We start from the raw sequence: 20185 nt of genomic DNA, 5'->3' as shown, positions 1-20185 counted from the left end.
AGAACTTGGTGAGTGGATCTACACATCACCATAGGACTCACTATGATCTTAGATAAGTTACTGGGCAATCAATCTGTAATTATATCCCTTGATGTAGACAATTTTTTGTTTGAACGGTTAGATCAAATTAAGTCAGCCGGTTTTGACCTGGTTGAAATTAATTCAACGGATCAAAAATTATTAAATCAGGCAATTACTCGCTACCCCTCCCTCAAAATCGGTGCCGGCGGAGTAATTGATACACAACAACTTGAAAATTGTTATCAGGCTAATGTGCATTTCGCCACAAGCCCTGGTTATTTACCTGCCATTGCCCAAACAGCAAATGTTTACTCGCTTAATTACCTCCCTGGAGTTGCAACAATTTCAGAAGCAATGGCTGTAATGAGTATAGGCTATATGCATGTTCGTCCATTTCCAGCTGACTTGGCTTTTTGTACTCTTTTAAATAAATGTCTTCCACATTTAAAATTGCTCCCTGCTGAAATTGAATGGGAAGAAGCAGAGCACTTCCTCAATTTACCCGCTGTAGCAGCAGTAAGTATCCATAATCCTGATACAATACAGCTTAGTGCACTTACAACGAGTATTTTGGCTTAATTCTAATTATTTCCTGTAAATACTACTCAATAGGATTTTAGTTTTATCCCTGTTTGCATTTCATATTGCCTTAATATAACCATGTTATAATGAATTTATACACTTTGTTTTATTGTGGGTCCATTATGTTTTCAAAAGATGATTTAGATGCAACAGCAGGCAAAGTAAATATTAGCGGCCAGAAGAAGAAAGCAGATGAATATAAAAAGTCGATGGAAGATACCTTTAATGTTTTTATTAGCTCAACTAAACAACTACCTCTTGAGAAGCAGTTAAAATTCATTGAGGAACATTTGAAAGAAAATCTTCCACTTGATAAAAAAGAACACTTTCTTTTTTTTCTGGCTGCAATTGCAACTGCACGTAATGCAAGACTACCAAATACTCATCAGGAACAAACACCTATTAATAAACTATTGGGGCATTTAACTGAAGGGTTTACCAATGGTTTTACTAGATTAGGGATTCCTAAAGTCGATCTGATGACGAAGATTATTGGAAGTTTCTACAACTGGCTCAAAGCATATGAACCCCATGATCCTGAAATGAGCCATAATGTCTTGCTTGCCTTTTATTGCATCACTTGTTTTTTTGAAAGTCAATTATCTCAATTCTCCGCCTTTCTCCCTGACGATGCATTAGATCGCATAAAAATGATGAAGGAAAATATAGGTGAAAATTTTACCCAGTTAGCACGGAACCATGGCAATTCGTTGAATAGCAACGTATCATCACACGATGCTTTACAAAAATTGGCTCCTGAAAAAGTCGCATATGAGAAATTTAAGATAAATTTGGCCTCTATAAAAGAACACGAAGCTAAAGTCGAACGGCTGATGCAATTACATTGGACTTTACTCAGTATTTCTAAGCTAGGCATAGACGACCCCATGAAAGGCTTTTGGAAAAAATATAACACTCAGGAGGAGTTTAACCAGCTCATGGACGATCTTGGGCTGGAACCTGCTCAAAGAAAACAATGGCAATCTTATTTTGACGCAGAACATAGCGAGGGCGTGACAAAAATTTGGGGCGATCTCAAGATATATGTTAGTAATGTTACGTTCTCTCAAAATATACTCGCTAGAAATGCCTATACAGCCTTAGGAAAGTTAAATGTAGACGTGGAAAAATACCAAACTCCTATGCCGCTGATTCAAGAGATTGAAACTGCATTTAACAAACTTAAAGATATAGAAAAAAAAGATATACAAACATTAAAAGCGCATCAGTCACAGATTCAATCAACTAAAGGTATTAAAGCAAATACTATTGATGTTGTAGTCAGTGATATTGGTGCTTTTATACAACATTTAAATGCTCAGGAGCAATATGTCTCTCATCTTAAAAGAATTTACGATAATATATCAAAGTTAAATGAGCTTGGAGTTGTAACTGATGAATTACGTACACATTTTCTAATAATGCTTGATCATGCAGTTAAAACAGTTCCTCATGAAGATAAACAAATAGATAGAAAATCACCAGAAGAAAAAATAGAAGCTTTGCTTAGCGGAATAAAAGAAACTATAACAGAGGCACAAGAGCTAGGAGAAAAAATCCATATAGACGTAGCTAAAATACGCAAACTGGTAGATAGCGATTCCAGCAATGATATTCTTAACGCCACTGATCGATTCATTAAGAAACATGAAAGTAATTTTCTTCATCAGGTGTTATGCTTTTTCTCTAAAACCTATAAAGAAATGTTTGAGTCTTTAAAAGATGCTGTAGCGCATAAAGACACTACCCAGATAGCAAGTATTTTAGTAGGAAAAGCAGAGGAATATGCTCAGACACGTACTGTAGCAATGTGGTTTGATGAGGCAAAGGAATTACAAACATTAAAAACATCGGCTGAAAAACCTGAGGACAGTCCTTCCGAGGGCCTGCAATATAGGATAGATCAATAACTCCAGTTCGCACTGGAGTTATTGTCTATTAAGCAATAAATCCAGAAGAAAAAATCCAGCACCAATGCAAATCGCACTATCCGCTAGATTAAACGTAGCAAAATGATGATGTCTATAATAAACATCAATAAAATCAATCACATAACCATCAAAGGCTCTATCGATCAAATTACCAACTGCACCACCTAAAATAAGACTAATTCCAGCCGAAAGTAATCGAGCGTGGCCTTCAGTACGATACAACCAGACAGCAAGCATTATGCTCACAATTAAACTAAAACCAGCAAAAAACCATCTATGCCAATCTCCGGCACCGCTTAAAAAACTAAAAGCAGCGCCAGAATTATAAGCCAAAGTAAGGTTAAACATAGGAAAAACAGGTAATGGTTTATATGGAGTTAAAAAAACACTCACCAAGTACTTACTTGCCTGATCAAAAATAATCACTATAAGACTAAGCATAAACCATGGCCATTTTTTCATATAAATTGCCTCATTTCCTCTTGGCCGCTTATATTGCCGACACACCGCAGGCAGAGCTCAGGATACTGGGTATTTTGACCAACATCAGGCCGCCTGTGCCAACAGCGAGCACATTTTTCATGTGAACTTGCCGAAACCTCAATAGCAACTCCGAATGCTGTCGGCGTTATGCCTGTGGGAGCTGAATTCATAGGATGTACTGCGGCATCTGATGTGATTAATAGAAAGCGCAATTCTTCACCCAATCGAGTTAGTTTAGGTAATACTTTGTTATCCGCATATAAAGTGACTTCTGCAGCCAAGGCAGAGCCAATTTCGCCTTTTTGACGTGTTTCTTCCAAAGCCTTATTCACTTCATCACGGATTAAATGCAACTCATCCCAATCTTCCATAGTAACATCATCAATCTTTGGCCAAACATCATACCAAAGTTCAGTAAAGACTGACCCCTGGTTATAACCAGGTATATAGCGCCCTATCTCTTCCGCTGTAAAAGACAAAATAGGCGCCAACCAAAGAGTAAATGCCCTAATGATGTGATACATTGCAGTTTGGCAAGAACGTCTGGCTTTGCTTTCTTTTGCAGAGGTATATTGTCTGTCCTTAATCAAATCAAGATAAAAACTCCCCATATCTACAGCACAGAAATTATGAAGCTTCTGGTAAATAATATGAAATTGATAACTGTCATAAGCTTCGATAATTTCTTTTTGTAGAAGCTGGCTTCGCTTTAATGCCCATTTATCCAATTCCAACAGCTCTTTGTCATGAACACTATCAACTGCTGGATCAAAATCAAATAGGTTTGCTAATAAAAAACGGGCTGTATTTCGAATTCTTCGATAAGCGTCTGCATTTCGCTTGATAATTTCATCCGAAATACTCACTTCATGTCGGTAATCAGTAGAGGCAACCCATAAACGTAAAATATCGGCACCGTGTTGGTTAACCAACTTATCCAAAGCTACATAATTCCCTTTAGATTTAGAAAGTTTTTTACCATCAGCATCCACAGTATAGCCATGAGTCAATACTGTTTTATAGGGAGCAATACCATACATGGCGACAGAAGTGGTCAATGAAGAGTTAAACCAGCCGCGATGCTGATCTGAACCTTCAAAATAAATATCTGCAGGGAAATATAAGTCTTTATTTTGTTGTAAAACACAGAAATGGGTAACACCAGAGTCAAACCAAACGTCCATAGTATCGTTAATTTTGTCATATAATTCAGCATCATCTCCCAGAAGCTCTCTCGCATCCATCTCGAACCAGGCATCAATGCCAGATTTCTCAATAAGTAACGCAACTTTTTCAATAAGCTCCAGTGTATTAGGATGCAATTCACGAGTCGTACTATGTACAAATAAGGGCATAGGAGTGCCCCAAGCTCTTTGTCTTGATATGCACCAATCAGGTCTGTTTTCAACCATATTGCTAATACGAGCCTTACCCCAGTCAGGCACCCAAGTCACTTTATCAATTTCTTTAACAATATGTTCTCTTAACCGCCCCTTATCCATCGAAATAAACCATTGAGGCGTCGCTAAAAAAATCATCGGGGATTTATGTCGCCAACAATGAGGATAGCTATGTCTAATATTCTCCTTTGCTAAAAGGACTCCTTTTTCAGCCAAAACACCCAAGATTGTCTCATTAGCTTTTAATACGGAAAGTCCAGCAAATAATTCAACATCATCAGCAAAACAACCATTTGCTTTAACGGGATTAATTAAAGGCAGATTATAAGTTTGGCCAACCAGATAATCATCTGGTCCATGTGCAGGAGCAGTATGAACGCTTCCAGTACCGGATTCAGTAGTTACATGCTCACCTAACACTACTGGAACAACCCGATTATAGAAAGGATGTTTTAATTTCAAAGACTCAAAAACTTTTCCTTTTGCCGAACTCAAAATTGTATATTGGCTCACTCCGTAACGAGCCATGGTAGATTCAACTAACTCGGTGGCAACTATTAAATAAGAATCATCTGTGTCGACTAAAGAATAATCAATCGCAGGATTTAAGCACACTGCTTCATTAGCAGGTAATGTCCAGGGAGTAGTAGTCCAAATAGGAAGGCTAACTGGCTTTATTACCGAATTCTTTTTAAACAACTGGATAAACTCTTCGGGGTTCACTGCAAAAAAAGCAACATCAATAGAAGGCGAGGTTTTCTCATCATAATCAACTTCTGCTTCAGCCAAAGCAGAACCACAATCAATACACCAATGTACTGGTTTAAAACCTTGCTGCAAATGGCCATTTTTGATCATCATTCCCAATGCACGAACGATATTGGCTTCATAACGAAAATCCATAGTGACATAGGGATTATACCAATCTCCAAAAACCCCAAGTCGTTGGAACTCATCTCGCTGAATATCGATTTGACTGGCAGCATACTCACGGCATTTGGCACGAAACTCTCGTGCAGATACCTTATCACCAACTCGCCCTATTTTTTTCTCTACATTGAGTTCAATAGGCAACCCATGACAATCCCAACCAGGAACAAATGGCGCATCATACCCGCTGAGTGATTTGGATTTAATAATAATGTCTTTAAGAATCTTGTTTAAGGCATGTCCGCAGTGCAAATGGCCATTCGCATAAGGAGGGCCATCGTGCAGAATAAAGTGTTTACTTCCGGCACGAGCATTACGAATTTTTTCATAAATTTTTTTTGCTTGCCAGTCAGCTAAAACCTCTGGTTCTCGAGTAGCCAAGCTTGCCTTCATTGGAAATGAAGTATTAGGGAGATTTAATGTATCTTTGTATTCTGCCATAAGAGTTTACTCTGCGAAATCGTTAAATTGTTTGGTGATTATTCACCCTGATGCTGTCCCTATCTAATGTGTATTTTGAATGAATAACAATTTGGAAAAATAACACAGTATAATCACTGCCCTATTTTCAAAACTTTTTTTCATTCAACCTGCACTCAAATCTACTCCCAACGTTGATATGGAGGTCTTTTCATTACAATTCCTGAGGAATTCTTTTGCCGCCACAATATCATCATAAATCTGTGCGATTAAAGCATCCACCGAAGTGAATTTAACCTCATCACGCAATTTGTGCAAGAAAAACACCTGCATTAATTCACCATATATTGACAGATCAAAATCAAATAAATGCACTTCCAAAATATTCTTGCTACCATCTACTGTAGGACGACGTCCAATATTTGCTACTCCATACACCATTTGGGAGGCAACTCGCGCTCGAACTACAAATACTCCCTGCAAAGGCAAAGAATAGCGATGAAGGGCAAGATTTGCCGTAGGGATCCCCCACTGTCGTCCACGCCCATCTCCATGTAATATACGACCACAAATACTATAAGGTCTACCTAGATATTTTGCTGCCGTATTGAGATCACCATGCTGCAATGCCGTTCTAATTCGTGTTGAGCTGATTCTATTTTCGTTAATACAAAAGTTTGAATAAATGCTGACATCGCAGGCATATTCCGAACCAAGCTTTTTCAACAAATTCACATCACCTTCTCTGTCTTTGCCAAAACGGAAATCCTCTCCTACCAGCAGATATTTCACATTGAGCGTAAAAAACAAATAAGTGCGGGCGAAATCAGCCGCATAAGTTTGAGCTAATGTATTATTAAATTTAAAACAGTATACATAATCAATCTGGCATGAACCTAATACATCCAATTTTTCTCTTAAACTGGAGAGTCTTGCCGGAGCTTTTTCCCGTTGGAAATACTCTCTAGGCTGAGGTTCAAATAGGATGAGGACTAAAGGCAACTTTAAATCATTTGCTTTTTTTTCTAAAGTTCTAATAAGATTTTGATGCCCCAAATGCACGCCATCAAAATTACCAATAGTAGCGACCACGCCTTTATCAAACGCAGAAAAATGCTGAATGCCGCGCAACAATTTCATAAGTAATTCAATCGTGTAACTCGAAACATAATAGTATACTTGTTTTCTGCTCTGTTGAGAAATAGTAAGCGAGTCGACACAAACTATGACCATCATGTATTATGCCAACGAACTCAAGCAAAACCTGGAGAAACAGAATTAATATAGACCCCGGGTACGCTTTGCGGGTACCCAGGTTAAACTTTTATACTTAATTCTTACTCTTTAGAACTCTTCTCAGAAGGTATAGAGCGGACAATTAAAACATCGCATTCAGCACCATGCAAAATGGAATTTGCTGTTGAACCTAATAATAAGGAAAGTCCATGCTTGCCATGGCTCCCTGTAACAATCAAATCGATATGGCGCTCGTGTGCAACCCTTAAAATTTCATTTTTGGTAGAGCCAAATTCTATAAAACGATGTTTTGCATCTACCCCCAACTTATCACCTAATTCGCTGAGTTCTTTTTCTGCTTGTTCGCGAATAGATAATTCGACTTCGGCAAATCCGGCAAATCCAGGGTAAGCATAAGCAGGAATAGGTTCTACGACATGAACTAATATCAGATCAGCGCCGTTCTCATCCGCAATTTTTTTCGCCTTATGCGCTGCTATAATGCCAACTTCATCAAAGTCAGTAGCAAACAATACCCTCTTATACATCATTTTCTCCTTATAATTCTGATGCCTACTTATAGACTAGCAGATTTAAAATTAATTGCATTACAAAAAATTATTGTTTCGCATCATGAATATAAAGAATTTAGGGACAAAATAATTGGCAACAATAAAAAGAATGGGTTGTGTTCAAAATGCATTTTCGTTAAAAGAACAAAAATTCCCAAGTAGCATTTGAGAGATTACGCTACGCTAATCGACATATATCAATTTCGATTTTTATTTCTTAGTTTAATACGCTCTTCAGCTTTTGCGATTGCTTTCCGAATTGCTTGAGCTTCTTCTGATTGCTCTGGAGCCAGGTTTAACAAACGTTGCCAATAGACTATTGCATCCTCATATGCATGGCTTACAAAAGCATCCATCGCAAGCATCGCCAATGCATCTGGCTGATTTGGATTACTTTTTAATAATCGGCTAAATATTTCGGTGATCTGTTCAGTAAATTGCTGATTATTCAGTACCCACAAACTGTGTGCATAGTTCACTGCATATTGTTCATCATTTGGATTAAACTGATATGCTTTTGCAAAAGCATTTACAGCATTTTGTTTTTCATTTTGGCTACTGTACAAACGTCCCAAGAGATACCAACCTTTAGCACTTTTGGGGGTCTCATCCAACTTCGCTCGCAATTTTTCGATTAATTCTTTTGGACTTTTAATCGACTCCAACATTTTTTTAGCTTGCTCATGGGAATTAAGGCGATGTACATATTCTTGCCATCCTCCAAAACCACCCCAATAAAAATATCCGGCAAATGCTCCTAAAAAAGCAATAGGAACCACCAACAGACTAGCGGTAAAACGTCGTCTGAATGGATAAACCATGAATATGCAGGCTAATCCAGTCAGACCTGCTAATAATGCCAGTAACCACCATTCGTTCATAAGAAACTCACTAATTATGCATGCTCCTTCTCTCGCGTTCCAAAACAAGTCCGCCAGAAAATAACAAACCCTAAAAGTAAAAATAAAATAGGTCCAAACCACAATAAAAGAGTTACCGCTTTAACCGGAGGATTAAACAGGATAAAATCTCCGTAACGAACAGTCAGATAATCGCTAATTTCACTATCGCTCTTACCCGCTTTCACCATCTGATACACCTGATTACGCAAATCTTTCGCTAATTCAGCGTTAGAATCTGCCAAATCTTGATTTTGACATACCAGGCAGCGCAAATCTTTGAGCAGATGATTAAATTGAGCTTCCTTTTGAGCAGAATCCAAAGGATAAGTACTGTTTGCCCAAACTGGTGAACCTAAAAAAAGCAAAACCCAAAAAAAAATAAAAAAGGATAGTCCCCATCCGATACTTGCTGCAAAACGAGAAGGAGTGAAGTATGAGGATTCGAGCACCGCATTGATGAAGCAAGTCCTGGTAGTATCGTTTCGGAAGAAGTCTATTCTCATGCAGTCTCCAACTCTTTCATTAAAGGTGCAATCTCTTTTAACCACATCTCTTGAGTAATAATTCCAGCATGTCGGTAACGGATTATTCCTTTCTTATCAATTACAAAAGTCTCTGGTGCACCATAAACCCCCAAATCGATAGCAACTTTTCCGTCCTTATCTTGGATGACGCGCTTATAAGGATTCCCCCATTGTTTCAGCCATCGGAGGGCATCATTGGATTTGTCTTTATAATTCAACCCATAAATTGGAACTCCTTCACGCGCCAATTGCAACATAAAAACCTGCTCATCGACACAAGCCGCACACCAACTAGCCCAAACATTTAATAAAACCACCTGCCCCTGCAATTCTGTGGAACTAAAGAAAGAGCGCGGATGATGTAATTCAGGTAAACTAAAGTGAGGTAATAACTTTCCAATTTGCACAGAAGGTAATTCATGTGGATTTAAGGACAAACCACGCCAAAGAAAAACACAGAGCAGCAAAAAAAGAGTAATTGGAATTACTTTCCATCCTATTTTTTTCATGCTTTCAACTCCCGGGCCGCAATTAGTGCCTGCTGTCTTTTTTGATAATAGCGTCTATCTGTCAGTGCAAAAAAACCACCTGCCAAAATCATAAACCCACCACCCCATATCCAACGAATCAAGGGTTTGTAATAGAGTCTTACTGACCACGAGTTATCTGTTAATGGCTCACCTAAAGCGACATAAATATCTCTAAAGGGCGTTACATCAATTGCGGACTCAGTCATTGCCATTTGACCCACTGTATAAAGTCTTTTTTCTGGATAAATCAGCTTGCTCTTTCCTTGATAATTTATTTTAAACTGTGCCTTAGTTCCTTTATAGTTTGGTCCGATTAGCGGTTCCTGGTGCATAAATTCAATAGAATAGCCAAGTAAAAATACTTTTTTTCCCGCCTCCATTTGTACATCATCTTGCACACCATATGCGGTAGAAACTGCAATACCAATTACCGTAGTTGCCACACCCAAATGTGCGAGAATCATTCCCCAAAAAGCTTGCCCTACTTTGTATAAACCACGATCAAAAATTCTTCTATAAGCAGCTTGCAATGTACTTAAAATTACCCAAAAAGCCAAGCTTAACCCCATAAAGGCTGTACTATTAAATTCTTTAGAAGTAGTAATTAATAAAACCAAAGGAATTAAAAAACTAAGAATAATTGTTTTCCAAAGCTTCTTTAATACATTTTGCCAATGATCTCTGTTCCATCTTAAATGAATACCAATTCCCATTAATAACAACAGAGGAATCATTAAAGGAACAAAAACAGAATTAAAATAAGGGGCTCCCACAGATAGTTTTCCTAGGCCTAAACCTTCAACAAGTAATGGATACACCGTTCCCATCAAAACAGTGAGCATAATTACTACTAAAAATACATTGTTTAATAATAAAGCACTCTCCCTGGAAAAAGGACTGGGATTGCTGCCTGAATGTAAAGTTTGAGCTCTAAAAAGAAATAATAATAAAGAGCCGCCAATAACAAATATTAAAAATCCTAAGATATATAATCCACGCTGTGGATCTACAGCAAATGCATGAACTGAAGTCAAAACACCGGAGCGCACAAGAAAAGTACCTATTAAGCTTAAAGAAAAAGCTGCGATGGCAAGCAACATGGTCCATGCTTTAAATTGCTGGCGCTGCTCAGTTACCGCCAAAGAATGCAATAAAGCAGTACCTACTAACCAAGGCATAAAAGAGGCATTTTCAACTGGATCCCAAAACCACCATCCTCCCCAACCTAATTCGCGATAAGCCCACCAGCTTCCCAAAGTGATCCCCGCCGTTAAACAACACCAGGCAGCCAATGTCCAAGGTCTTGTCCACTTTGACCAACTGGCTTCTACTCTACCAGCCCATAGTGCTGCAATAGCAAAGGCAAAAGCTACTGAAAAACCTACATAACCCATATACAACATGGGCGGATGAAATAAAAAGCCCGGATCTTGCAATAAGGGATTCAAATCACGACCTTGGGTATCTAACACTTGAAATTGGCGTAAAAAGGGATTGGATGTAGTCAACAAAAAAAGAATAAATCCAATGCCTAACCAACCAAGAACAACTAAAACACGAGTACGCATTTCCTTATCTAAACCCGTACTGCAAAAAGCCACCAGCAACGTCCAAAAGCTCAGAATACAAACCCATAACAGCATTGATCCTTCATGCCCCCCCCAAACAGCACAGAGTTTATAGAACCAAGGTAAGTTAATGCTGGAATTACTTAGTACATAAATTACCGAAAAATCATCATTTAAAAAACAAAAGGTGAGGAAAAGATAGGATAAGGCGATAAAGAAGAACTGGCAGGCTGTATAAGTACCCGCTGCATCTATCCAACTATTTCGTTTTAATTGCAATCCAGCGAGTGGAATTAATGCGAGCATTATGGAGGAAAGCAAAGCCAAAATCAAAGAAAAAAGCCCTAATTCTGCAATCATGAACGTACCCTTTGAGATAAAGCTGCTTTCACTTCCGGCGGCATATAATTCGCATCATGTTTTGCCAATACCTGGGAGGCACGAAAATACTGATTATCAAGCAGCTGCCCTTCAGCAACTATTCCCTGCCCCTCTCTGAACAAGTCTGGAAGAATACCCGTATATTTTACGGTAATGGTCTGATTATAATCGGTGATTTTAAACACTACATCCAAGCCCTTTTTCGAGCGGATAATGGAACCCTTTTCAACCATCCCCCCCATACGAATATTATGATGTTGTGGTGCCTCACCTGCCACAGCCTGGGTGGGAGTATAAAACAAGCTTATATTTTGTCTCAACGCATATAAAACCAACGCTGCAGCAATGGACAAAATAGACAGGGTAAATACTAAAATCATTATCTTGCGTCGGCGTGCTGGAATCATTTTTATCGCTTAAACCATTGTTGTAATTTTTGACGTGTCTGTTTTCCTTTCCATTTCATACCTAATAAATTCATTACTAAAACAACACAAACTAAACCATAAGCCGGCCAGACATAAATCGAGTATCCCCCCATTGCCAGCCACTCTAAAAATTGATTCATTTAAATTCCCCTTCAAATTGAATCTTGACCCAAGCTTGCCTCTTTTCCCTAAGCAATAATTCTTGGCGTGCTTTCTCTACAATAATCCACAAACAGTATAAAAAAAATCCAGATATGGTCAACAGTAAAGGATATAACATACTTCCATCAATCTTGGGCTTGGCAAAGACGGACAATGTAGAGCCTTGATGCAAAGTATTCCACCAATAGACAGAATAATGAATAATCGGTAGATCAATAATTCCTACCAAAGTTAAGATAGCAATAATTTTATCTCCATTATCTTTATTTTTTATCGCGTAATGGGTTGCTAAAATCCCAGCGTAAAGCAAGAAAAGAATTAGTTCTGAAGTCAAACGCGCATCCCAAACCCACCAGGTACCCCACATGGGTTTACCCCAAATACTTCCAGTTACCAACGCAAGAAAAGCCATACTAAGGCCAACTTGGGCAACAATATTAATTAAAAGACCTGCTATTTTAATACGCCAAACCAAAAGCAATACTGCTAAAAATCCCATCCAGCCATAGAGCATCATGGACAGAAAAGCACTGGGTACATGCACGTAAATAATGCGGAATGCGTCTCCTTGTTGATAGTCAGGCGGGGTAAATGCCAATCCCCAAATTATACCAACAGCTAAAGTGACTAAAGCGCCCACAGCCAAACCCGGAGTAAAGCGTCCAGTAAAATTATAAAAAAGCTTAGGTGAAGCCAGTTGGTATAATAATTTCCACATAGGAATAATTGAAATCAAAAAAAGCGGATTTTAACACGTATCCCCCTTTTAGCAAAACCCGGAATCACTTAAAGTCTGTTGCCATTTCATGATCTTAAACCAAAACGACCTCATTTCGGAGTGTCGAAACACGTCATACAAGCATTATCTGGAGTCACATATAGACCATCTGGTCGCTTTTCAACTGCTAGAACTTGCTCTTATCATTTTCATTATTTCAGTATTAATTCAAGCATACCGCTGATACAGAAGTAAAATCTGTCACTATTATTTATAGGGTGGCACAATAGACTCAATGAACATTGGACCTCTTTCTCCTGTGATTAATGTTCCTTTTGAGATACATTCAATTGTGGATTGAGGGCAAGGAACTTTATGATCAAAAAAAGTAGCTGTTTTTCCGCTAAATTTTGTATTTTTCACTGAAAAAATAGGCAATGTTTCTTGAGTGTGGACTAGAACATCATATTTTTTTAATCTTAAACGGGATTCATTGGTAGTGAAAGGAAGAACCAAATGGCATTTTAAATTCATTAATCTATTATTTTGAATCAATGTCTTATTGTAATAATCCATGAAAAAATGAACGAAAAAATTTCCGGTGTAGCTTGCATCATCAATTGCAATAAGATGAAGTACATCCAGCCCAGGATTAAATGAATTAAGCTCAGACATTGTTACAAAATCTTTCGGTGCAAAAGCAAGATACGGTTCTGCTAACTTAGTAACCCATAGATTACTTTTATCTAGCCTGTCATCCATAAGCAACACATAATTTCTTTTTGATTCTGGAAGAGAAGAAAGATATTCATTTAATTTTTGGATGGCCTGTTTTAATCCAAACATAAAGTGACGATGAGAAATATGCTGTATCGAGTCTATTACCTCTCGGGCAACGACTCTATCCATTACATGGTGGTGTTCGACCCATGCCTCCATCCTCTCAACTTGAGGGGGGTTAAAAAAAGGGAGTTTGACAGGTTTTTTCAAAAATGGGTGATCAAAGGGGGAAATAGTAACAGGGGACTGTTTTTTTGAAATGTGTGAGCGCCACTTGCGTTGAATTATTGACGCGGCATGATGTTCCTTATCATTCATCTGGATTAAATTATGAATAAATCTAACTTCGTGTTCAGCCATTCGATCAAATGGCATCTCCCCACGATGATTTTTTTTGAAAAAATTTCCTCCTGCTAAAAATAACTGAGTCGCTATTTGGGGATGAACAATATGTAGGCTCACATATTCATGTAAGAATGTATTCCCTTCCTCATCAACTTCTTTATTCACATCAGCCCCTAACTGCAAGAGTACATGCAACAATTGAAACGGAGGATGTGTTTGCCCTTCACAGATTTTAAAAATTTTTTGCAATGGGGTTAATCGAGATTTAAAGTGGTCGATGTATCTTTCGTTAATTCGAATGGGAATAGTTGATTCTTCAATCAACATTTGGAGTGACTTCCCATCATCAGTACAGCAGTCAGTAATTTCTTCTAAATTAAAGCCCGCTAATAAATAAATTAAAGATTCAATGTCTCCTTCTTCTATAGCCATTAATATTTTTTTATAACCGTATAGATCAGCAATTTTCTTCTCTTTAATTTCTACCTTATCTTTCATACCGTTCGACACTGTTATTATAGTGGGTATAGCAACAACACCCTAAAAATATTCCCGCTTATGAATCGGAGCCGCTTTGAGCTCATTCACAAAAGATTAAGCACCAAACCTTTTTATAAAATGATGCATAATTTTAAAGCCTGTTAGATTATGACCTGCACAAATTTTGTATCCTTGATGCATTAAACATAGTAATCCATTTTATACCAAGATCAACGAAAAATAACTGCGAGTAAAAATCTGAGCATTGTAAAGGAGAACGTTTACAATAATTTAAATGTGTAATTGGGTGAGTTTTATTAATAAGCTGCATTAAAAATCAGGCATATCCCATGTAGCTGTTATATCCGGACGGATTTTTTATAAAAAAGGATTTTTTGAAGTAGTTCGGCCATTGATCTTTTGAGAAACTACATTCAAGCAGCATATTAGAAATCCAGGATCGGTTTCCATTTCGCGTGCTTGAGTGAAAATGATCTGCTTTTTAAGTAGCATACTTGTAGTATGTGAGTATTGGAACGCAGAAAACCAGGATGGTTTGGAAAGTAATAGAAATAGAATCGGATCCTATTCAACATGACTGATGCGCATCACCCCGGCAATTGCATAGGGTAAAAATCCTGTAGCCACTACAGACATTGCTAGTAATAAAGCTAGATAGGCGTTAATTGGCAATCCTTGCATGGCTATATTTAAAGTGCCACTTCCAAAGATAACTAAAGGCAGGGTCAGCGGCAATAAAATTAAAGCCATCAAAAGCCCCTTCTGGTTCACTCCCACTCCAAATGCAGCGGCCAAAGCACAAAGAAACAGTAAGGCTGGGGTGCCGCAAATTATAGTAAGGGCAAGCACTTCTGTTTCCCAAAAACTCAATGAAAATAATAAAGCAACCAAGGGACATAAAATGAGTAAAGGCAACAAATTAAATAACCAATGCGCAATTATTTTTGCACCAACCAACAAAGGCAAAGATTGACCGGAAACAATCCATTGTTCGATTACACCATGCTCATAATCTTGTTGAAATAAGCGCTCTGAAGATAGCAAAAAAGACAAGAGTATCGCCATCCAGACTAAACCAGGAGCTATAGTTTTAAGCAACACAGCTTCCGGCTTTAGCGTCAGGGGAAACATAAAAAGAAAAATTAAGAAAAACAGGCATGAATTCACTAAAAAACGTATTTGACGCACCTGGATAAGCAATTCACGTTTGCACTGTTTGGTAAATAAGGAAAAGGAAGAAATCACAAACAATACTCCTCATAATCAGAGGAATTTAGCGGTAATTGCTGGTGAGACGTTAATAAAACGGAGCCGCCTTGTTTTCGATGAGCTGCTATCTTATCCATAATTAGTGTAATGGCTTTATCATCCAACGCGATTAAAGGCTCATCAAGAAGCCATAATTTGACATTAGAGAACCACAAGCGCAGCAACCCTGCTTGCCTGCGTTGTCCGGCGGACAGTAAGCCGCAATGAACATCAAGGTGTTGTTCGAGTTTAAAAATTGAAGCAAGCTCTTCTAGTTTATAATGCCCTTCTTCCTTTATACTCTGTGATGATGTGGCATAATGAAGATCAAAAAAGCAATTCTCTTTTAAAGTTAAATTAGGATTAATACCTGTTTTGTGACCTACAAAACACACTTGACGTTGATAAGCAGAGTAGTCCTCAGCAATATTTTGCCCAAAAAATTCAATTTCCCCTTGAAGCGGTTGATATAAACCAGCGATTAGTTTTAATAGGGTCGTCTTGCCTGCGCCATTTCTACCACGCAAATGAAGTAATCCTCCTGCGGGCAAATGAAAACTTACTTTACTTATTAAAGGTTGATCTTGATAATCAAAATCAAGGTTAATCACATCAAGCATAGGCCAATGATACACTTCATTTGGTTGGTATTTATTTAGCTGCGGGCGCAGTGAGCAGAACCGGAAAAATTTCGAACTTATAATCCCGAATCCTGCCTTGCTCTTCCTAGGCTGCACTTTATAAAGAAATAGTACTTGAACTAAAAAACAAAACAAGTTTTTTAAATTCATTTCACAAAACCAAGGTCTGTTTACAGACTCTAAACACTATTCAAATACTTAATCAAATACTTGCGAACTCCCTTATTGATCGCCATAATTTGTTTTTATTTTATTTAAGGTTAGTAATGGAATTTTTAAGTCAATACGGTATGTTTCTTTTAAAATCAATAACAGTAGTTATTGCTTGCCTAGTAGTATTCGCAGGTTTTTTTTCTATGAGCCGTAAACCGAAGCCTAAGCTGGAGATTACATCTCTAAACAAACATTATGATCATATCACATCCATAATGAACAAAGAAGTTCTTGGAAAAAAATCACCCAAGAAGAAAAAACATAAGGAAGAGCAACCTACACTTTATGTAATTGATTTTCATGGTGATATTAAAGCATCTCAGGTAGAGCAACTTAGGGATGAAGTAACTGCTGTTCTCTGCACCGCAAAACCTGGAGATGAAGTTTTAGTTCGTCTCGATAGCCCTGGGGGCATCGTCAATAGCTATGGGCTGGCTGCTTCGCAACTCAAGCGTATTCGTGATAAAGATATTTCTTTGACTGTAAGTATCGATAAAATGGCTGCCAGTGGGGGTTACTTAATGGCCTGCGTTGCCAATCAAATCATTGCTGCTCCTTTTGCAATTATTGGCTCCATAGGTGTAGTAGCCCAAATACCCAATTTCCATCGTTGGCTTAAAAAACACGATGTTGATGTGGAATTACTAACTGCTGGAGAATATAAACGCACCCTAACACTGTTGGGTGAGAATACTGAAAAAGGCAGAAAAAAAGCTCAGGAAGATCTAGAAAAGATACATACTATTTTTAGAAATTATGTAGCTGAGCATCGGGAGCAACTCAATATAGAACAAGTTTCTACAGGAGAGCATTGGTTAGCCAAAGATGCTTTTGATCTGCATCTTGTAGATAAATTATGCACAAGCGATGACTATTTAATAGAAAAAATTGCAAACTATAAAGCATTCAAACTAACCGTCCCCTCTAAAGCTTCTCTAGCTACTAAATTGCTAAAGCCAGCGATACGGTTTATGCACCCATGGGGTTAAGACATCAAATTCAGCAGTTGAATATAATGATGAATAATAAAAATCCTTAATATTCAAAATACTGGCTGAGCGGATGAATTTTAGATAATGGTGTATAATTAATTTATATTACAAAATGGAGTGAGCCATGAGTGACTTTAAATCAAGACTACCAGATCTCAAAGAGTTAGCTTCAATGACAAGCAAGTTATTTACAGATATTAAAAAGAGCGTTGGTGAAATCGTTCATAACTATAAAGAAAATCGAGCACAATCGGAAGAAGCGGAACAAAAGGTAGAACCAGCTACAGAAGCCAAACCCGAAAAACCTGTTGAGGAAAATAAAGTGGTAGCTGAACCGGCTAAACCTAGCGAGCCTATTGAAACCATCGAAACCACTGAAGTTGTTGAAACTATTGAAATTGTTGAGCCAAAAGAACCAAAAAATGATGACACGAAACAATAAACATTTTATTTGATTACATTACAACCTGGGTGAAGCACAGCGGAGCCCGGGATTGATATGAAATCATGCCGGTTTTAAATGTCTGAATTACCTTATGCTCAAACCCGCTCAGGTCGGGTAAGTCCATATTTGCGCATTTTTTCAACCAGAGTGGTACGTCTCATATTCAAGTAGCTTGCTGCATGAGCCACTACCCAATCTGCTTCATTTAATGCTTGACTAATCAATGCTAGCTCAGTTTTTACCAAATGCTCTTTTAAATCTATGCCTTCTGCAGTGAAGATCTGCTCTTGATTCATCACTTCTAATAAAGCTTCTCGTTCAGAGTTGGATGTATCAGATTCTGCATATAGAGGCATATATTCACCACGTACTTTTTGGGGTAAATCTTCTTTATTCAAAATTCCTTTGGGATACAAAATAGTAAGCCGCTCCACCAAGTTAGCCAACTCTCTGATGTTACCTGGCCAACTGTACTTACTTAATGCAGCCATCGCATCTGGCATTAGACGTACGCTTGGCCTATTTTCGCTCTCAATACGTGCGATCAATTCGTTAAATAACAGAGGAATATCCTCTGCCCGTTCTCTTAAAGGAGGCATTTCTATAGGAAATACATTAAGCCTGTAAAATAAATCTTCCCTAAATTTTCCTTCCTTAATCGCCTCTTCCAAATTTCTATGTGTCGCGGCAATAATTCTTACATTCACATCAATGCTTTTATTGGAGCCCACTCGTTCGAAACACCGTTCTTGCAATACCCTTAATAATTTTACCTGCATGGGCAAAGGCATATCCCCTATTTCATCAAGAAATAAAGTCCCTCCGTTCGCCAATTCAAATCGTCCTTGCCGCGAAGTAATTGCACCCGTAAATGCACCTTTTTCATGGCCAAATAATTCACTCTCAAGCAATTCTCCTGGAATCGCGCCGCAGTTAATCGGGATAAAAGGTTTCATACCTCTTGATGACAAGGCGTGGATATTACGTGCGACTACCTCTTTACCTGTGCCAGATTCCCCAAGAATTAAAACACTTGCTTCAGTGTCAGAAACCTGCTCTATTAAACGGCGGACATTACGAATACTGGCGCTGTTACCCACCAGACTACGTAGTAAAGGATTTTTATGATTGCTAATCATAATGGATTTTACTGCTTCTTTAGCAATTTGACATTGATGCAAGGATTCCATTATTTGGGCATAAGTAAATGGGAACGGTTGGCAAGCGACAACATTACGCAAGAGACATTGAGCATTGTTTAGTTTTTGACCTATCACGATAATAGGTACTTTAGCAAATTTGTTTACCAAAGAATCCAGCTCATTGAGCGTTTCCTGAATTGATTCACTCGCCCCAAGAAGGATAACATCGGGACTTATATCAGCAAAGTACCACTCACTATACTTGCTGACTTCAGTAGATTCACCGATAAAATCCAGTATTGTGCACAACTTGCCGCAACGACTTTCATTATTATCAATGATAAGAACCTTGTCATTAATACTCATAAACTTGTCCTTAAGTTTTATATACTTGCCACCATCATTCTCTCCCTTAAATCGGAAAGACTTTCAATAATAACTTATCGATAACACACGATTAATTGAAAACCATTACACTGATTCCCAAAACACAATTCCTGACTACCAATTGTTTTAGTCGCACTTACCCGGGTTTCTTTCACAAAATACTTGGCCTGCATAAATCCCATGCGATTGCAAAAAGAATTGGCTGCCCGTGATCCACAACCTTGCTTTTGGTCATAGCACCAATCCACACGATAATCGTTAAAACGAGGATCGGCAAAACGCTTTTCCCGATAGTGATAGGGTTTTGGAGGGATATGAGATAAGCCTCTAGCGCAAACAATAGTCATAAATCCGTTGCAGCGCCACCCCTTGCAACTTTGACTGGTTAATAAGTAATGTGTTAACCCGATATTGTAGGCTATTTCATTATCGCTGGAATAATCATAACCTAGCATTTGACAATAATGATCTGCTACGGTTTTGCCACATTCCTTACCATCTACGGTACAATAATCCAGACGCTCCCCTAGATAAGTAGGATGCCAAAAATTTCGAAAAGCTTTATTGTGCTTTTCACTTGTATTTGCTTGGCCCGAAAAGGAACAAAATAAAAAAACAAAAAACATAAAGTAACGAAAATTGATCATTAAAAACAATCCTTTAGCGATTATCAAATCATGTTAGCCTATGACGCCAGCGGGTA

Annotated in this window: 20 protein-coding genes; 4 read left to right on the top strand and 16 right to left on the bottom strand. The window is 38.1% G+C overall.

Annotation, left to right across the window (positions count from 1 at the left end; translation table 11 throughout):
* Positions 1-42 precede the first annotated feature (42 nt).
* Positions 43-600, top strand: a complete 558-nt coding sequence (locus Lpar_RS10230; RefSeq protein ID WP_058517849.1) for a beta/alpha barrel domain-containing protein — start codon at positions 43-45, stop codon at positions 598-600.
* A 125-nt stretch (positions 601-725) separates the two neighbouring features.
* A complete protein-coding gene (locus Lpar_RS10225; RefSeq protein WP_058517848.1) occupies positions 726-2513 on the top strand; it encodes a hypothetical protein in 1788 nt (595 codons plus the stop codon).
* 18 nt (positions 2514-2531) lie between these two features.
* Here Lpar_RS10225 and lspA read toward each other — a convergent pair whose 3' ends face one another.
* The 14 genes from lspA to ccmA form a co-directional block, all read right to left on the bottom strand.
* A complete protein-coding gene (lspA, locus tag Lpar_RS10220) occupies positions 2532-2996 on the bottom strand; it encodes a signal peptidase II (protein WP_058517847.1) in 465 nt (154 codons plus the stop codon).
* Entirely contained in the window at positions 2993-5788 is a 2796-nt protein-coding gene (gene ileS, locus Lpar_RS10215) for an isoleucine--tRNA ligase (protein WP_058517846.1), read from the bottom strand. Before ileS ends, lspA begins: the two co-directional genes overlap by 4 nt.
* Positions 5789-5932: 144 nt before the next feature.
* Positions 5933-6907, bottom strand: a complete 975-nt coding sequence (ribF, locus tag Lpar_RS10210) for a bifunctional riboflavin kinase/FAD synthetase (RefSeq protein WP_058517845.1) — start codon at positions 6905-6907, stop codon at positions 5933-5935.
* Between the two features lie 197 nt (positions 6908-7104).
* A complete protein-coding gene (locus Lpar_RS10205) occupies positions 7105-7551 on the bottom strand; it encodes a universal stress protein (protein WP_058517844.1) in 447 nt (148 codons plus the stop codon).
* 221 nt (positions 7552-7772) lie between these two features.
* Positions 7773-8456 (bottom strand): tetratricopeptide repeat protein, encoded by a 684-nt coding sequence (locus Lpar_RS10200; RefSeq protein ID WP_058517843.1) that lies wholly within the window; start codon positions 8454-8456, stop codon positions 7773-7775.
* Between the two features lie 14 nt (positions 8457-8470).
* Positions 8471-8857 carry a cytochrome c-type biogenesis protein gene (locus Lpar_RS10195; RefSeq protein ID WP_115341305.1) on the bottom strand — a complete coding sequence of 129 codons (387 nt, stop codon included), beginning with the start codon at positions 8855-8857 and terminating at the stop codon, positions 8471-8473.
* A gap of 119 nt (positions 8858-8976) precedes the next feature.
* Positions 8977-9510: a DsbE family thiol:disulfide interchange protein gene (locus Lpar_RS10190; RefSeq protein ID WP_058517842.1), complete on the bottom strand. Its 534-nt coding sequence runs from the start codon at positions 9508-9510 to the stop codon at positions 8977-8979.
* Positions 9507-11459 (bottom strand): heme lyase CcmF/NrfE family subunit, encoded by a 1953-nt coding sequence (locus tag Lpar_RS10185; protein ID WP_058517841.1) that lies wholly within the window; start codon positions 11457-11459, stop codon positions 9507-9509. Before Lpar_RS10185 ends, Lpar_RS10190 begins: the two co-directional genes overlap by 4 nt.
* Positions 11456-11887: a cytochrome c maturation protein CcmE gene (gene ccmE / locus Lpar_RS10180; RefSeq protein WP_058517840.1), complete on the bottom strand. Its 432-nt coding sequence runs from the start codon at positions 11885-11887 to the stop codon at positions 11456-11458. The genes Lpar_RS10185 and ccmE overlap by 4 nt, the downstream gene beginning before the upstream one ends.
* A gap of 2 nt (positions 11888-11889) precedes the next feature.
* Positions 11890-12048, bottom strand: a complete 159-nt coding sequence (gene ccmD / locus Lpar_RS10175) for a heme exporter protein CcmD (RefSeq protein WP_058468303.1) — start codon at positions 12046-12048, stop codon at positions 11890-11892.
* Positions 12045-12788 carry a heme ABC transporter permease gene (locus Lpar_RS10170; RefSeq protein WP_058519234.1) on the bottom strand — a complete coding sequence of 248 codons (744 nt, stop codon included), beginning with the start codon at positions 12786-12788 and terminating at the stop codon, positions 12045-12047. The genes ccmD and Lpar_RS10170 overlap by 4 nt, the downstream gene beginning before the upstream one ends.
* A 267-nt stretch (positions 12789-13055) precedes the next feature.
* Positions 13056-14411 carry an ankyrin repeat domain-containing protein gene (locus tag Lpar_RS10165; RefSeq protein WP_058517839.1) on the bottom strand — a complete coding sequence of 452 codons (1356 nt, stop codon included), beginning with the start codon at positions 14409-14411 and terminating at the stop codon, positions 13056-13058.
* A gap of 567 nt (positions 14412-14978) precedes the next feature.
* Positions 14979-15659: a heme exporter protein CcmB gene (ccmB, locus tag Lpar_RS10160; protein ID WP_058517838.1), complete on the bottom strand. Its 681-nt coding sequence runs from the start codon at positions 15657-15659 to the stop codon at positions 14979-14981.
* Positions 15656-16282: a heme ABC exporter ATP-binding protein CcmA gene (ccmA, locus tag Lpar_RS10155; protein WP_058517837.1), complete on the bottom strand. Its 627-nt coding sequence runs from the start codon at positions 16280-16282 to the stop codon at positions 15656-15658. The genes ccmB and ccmA overlap by 4 nt, the downstream gene beginning before the upstream one ends.
* Before the next feature lie 287 nt (positions 16283-16569).
* On the opposite strand from ccmA, the gene sohB reads away from it, so the two are divergent.
* Together sohB and Lpar_RS10145 are read left to right on the top strand one after the other, a co-directional pair.
* The gene (sohB, locus tag Lpar_RS10150) at positions 16570-17505 is read left to right on the top strand and encodes a protease SohB (protein ID WP_058517836.1); all 936 of its coding nucleotides are present in this window, start codon (positions 16570-16572) and stop codon (positions 17503-17505) included.
* 127 nt (positions 17506-17632) lie between these two features.
* Positions 17633-17950: a hypothetical protein gene (locus tag Lpar_RS10145; protein ID WP_058517835.1), complete on the top strand. Its 318-nt coding sequence runs from the start codon at positions 17633-17635 to the stop codon at positions 17948-17950.
* Positions 17951-18048: 98 nt separating this feature from the next.
* Here Lpar_RS10145 and Lpar_RS10140 read toward each other — a convergent pair whose 3' ends face one another.
* Positions 18049-19461: a sigma-54 dependent transcriptional regulator gene (locus tag Lpar_RS10140; protein ID WP_058517834.1), complete on the bottom strand. Its 1413-nt coding sequence runs from the start codon at positions 19459-19461 to the stop codon at positions 18049-18051.
* A 74-nt stretch (positions 19462-19535) separates the two neighbouring features.
* Positions 19536-20129: a hypothetical protein gene (locus tag Lpar_RS10135; RefSeq protein WP_058517833.1), complete on the bottom strand. Its 594-nt coding sequence runs from the start codon at positions 20127-20129 to the stop codon at positions 19536-19538.
* Between the last annotated feature and the right edge of the window lie 56 nt (positions 20130-20185).

Origin of the sequence: Legionella parisiensis (assembly GCF_001467945.1) — a bacterium.
Lineage (GTDB): Bacteria > Pseudomonadota > Gammaproteobacteria > Legionellales > Legionellaceae > Legionella > Legionella parisiensis.
Note: the sequence above shows the minus strand (reverse complement) of the source record. Positions and strands in the feature narration are given on the sequence as shown.

Bases quoted from the DNA above. Each gene is read 5' to 3' on its own strand.
- Lpar_RS10230 (WP_058517849.1), top strand. From the start codon at position 43: ATGATCTTAGATAAGTTACTGGGCAATCAATCTGTAATTATATCCCTT.
- Lpar_RS10225 (WP_058517848.1), top strand. From the start codon at position 726: ATGTTTTCAAAAGATGATTTAGATGCAACAGCAGGCAAAGTAAATATT.
- lspA (WP_058517847.1), bottom strand. From the start codon at position 2,996: ATGAAAAAATGGCCATGGTTTATGCTTAGTCTTATAGTGATTATTTTT.
- ileS (WP_058517846.1), bottom strand. From the start codon at position 5,788: ATGGCAGAATACAAAGATACATTAAATCTCCCTAATACTTCATTTCCA.
- ribF (WP_058517845.1), bottom strand. From the start codon at position 6,907: ATGAAATTGTTGCGCGGCATTCAGCATTTTTCTGCGTTTGATAAAGGC.
- Lpar_RS10205 (WP_058517844.1), bottom strand. From the start codon at position 7,551: ATGTATAAGAGGGTATTGTTTGCTACTGACTTTGATGAAGTTGGCATT.
- Lpar_RS10200 (WP_058517843.1), bottom strand. From the start codon at position 8,456: ATGAACGAATGGTGGTTACTGGCATTATTAGCAGGTCTGACTGGATTA.
- Lpar_RS10190 (WP_058517842.1), bottom strand. From the start codon at position 9,510: ATGAAAAAAATAGGATGGAAAGTAATTCCAATTACTCTTTTTTTGCTG.
- Lpar_RS10185 (WP_058517841.1), bottom strand. From the start codon at position 11,459: ATGATTGCAGAATTAGGGCTTTTTTCTTTGATTTTGGCTTTGCTTTCC.
- ccmE (WP_058517840.1), bottom strand. From the start codon at position 11,887: ATGATTCCAGCACGCCGACGCAAGATAATGATTTTAGTATTTACCCTG.
- ccmD (WP_058468303.1), bottom strand. From the start codon at position 12,048: ATGAATCAATTTTTAGAGTGGCTGGCAATGGGGGGATACTCGATTTAT.
- Lpar_RS10170 (WP_058519234.1), bottom strand. From the start codon at position 12,788: ATGTGGAAATTATTATACCAACTGGCTTCACCTAAGCTTTTTTATAAT.
- Lpar_RS10165 (WP_058517839.1), bottom strand. From the start codon at position 14,411: ATGAAAGATAAGGTAGAAATTAAAGAGAAGAAAATTGCTGATCTATAC.
- ccmA (WP_058517837.1), bottom strand. From the start codon at position 16,282: ATGCTTGATGTGATTAACCTTGATTTTGATTATCAAGATCAACCTTTA.
- sohB (WP_058517836.1), top strand. From the start codon at position 16,570: ATGGAATTTTTAAGTCAATACGGTATGTTTCTTTTAAAATCAATAACA.
- Lpar_RS10145 (WP_058517835.1), top strand. From the start codon at position 17,633: ATGAGTGACTTTAAATCAAGACTACCAGATCTCAAAGAGTTAGCTTCA.
- Lpar_RS10140 (WP_058517834.1), bottom strand. From the start codon at position 19,461: ATGAGTATTAATGACAAGGTTCTTATCATTGATAATAATGAAAGTCGT.
- Lpar_RS10135 (WP_058517833.1), bottom strand. From the start codon at position 20,129: ATGATCAATTTTCGTTACTTTATGTTTTTTGTTTTTTTATTTTGTTCC.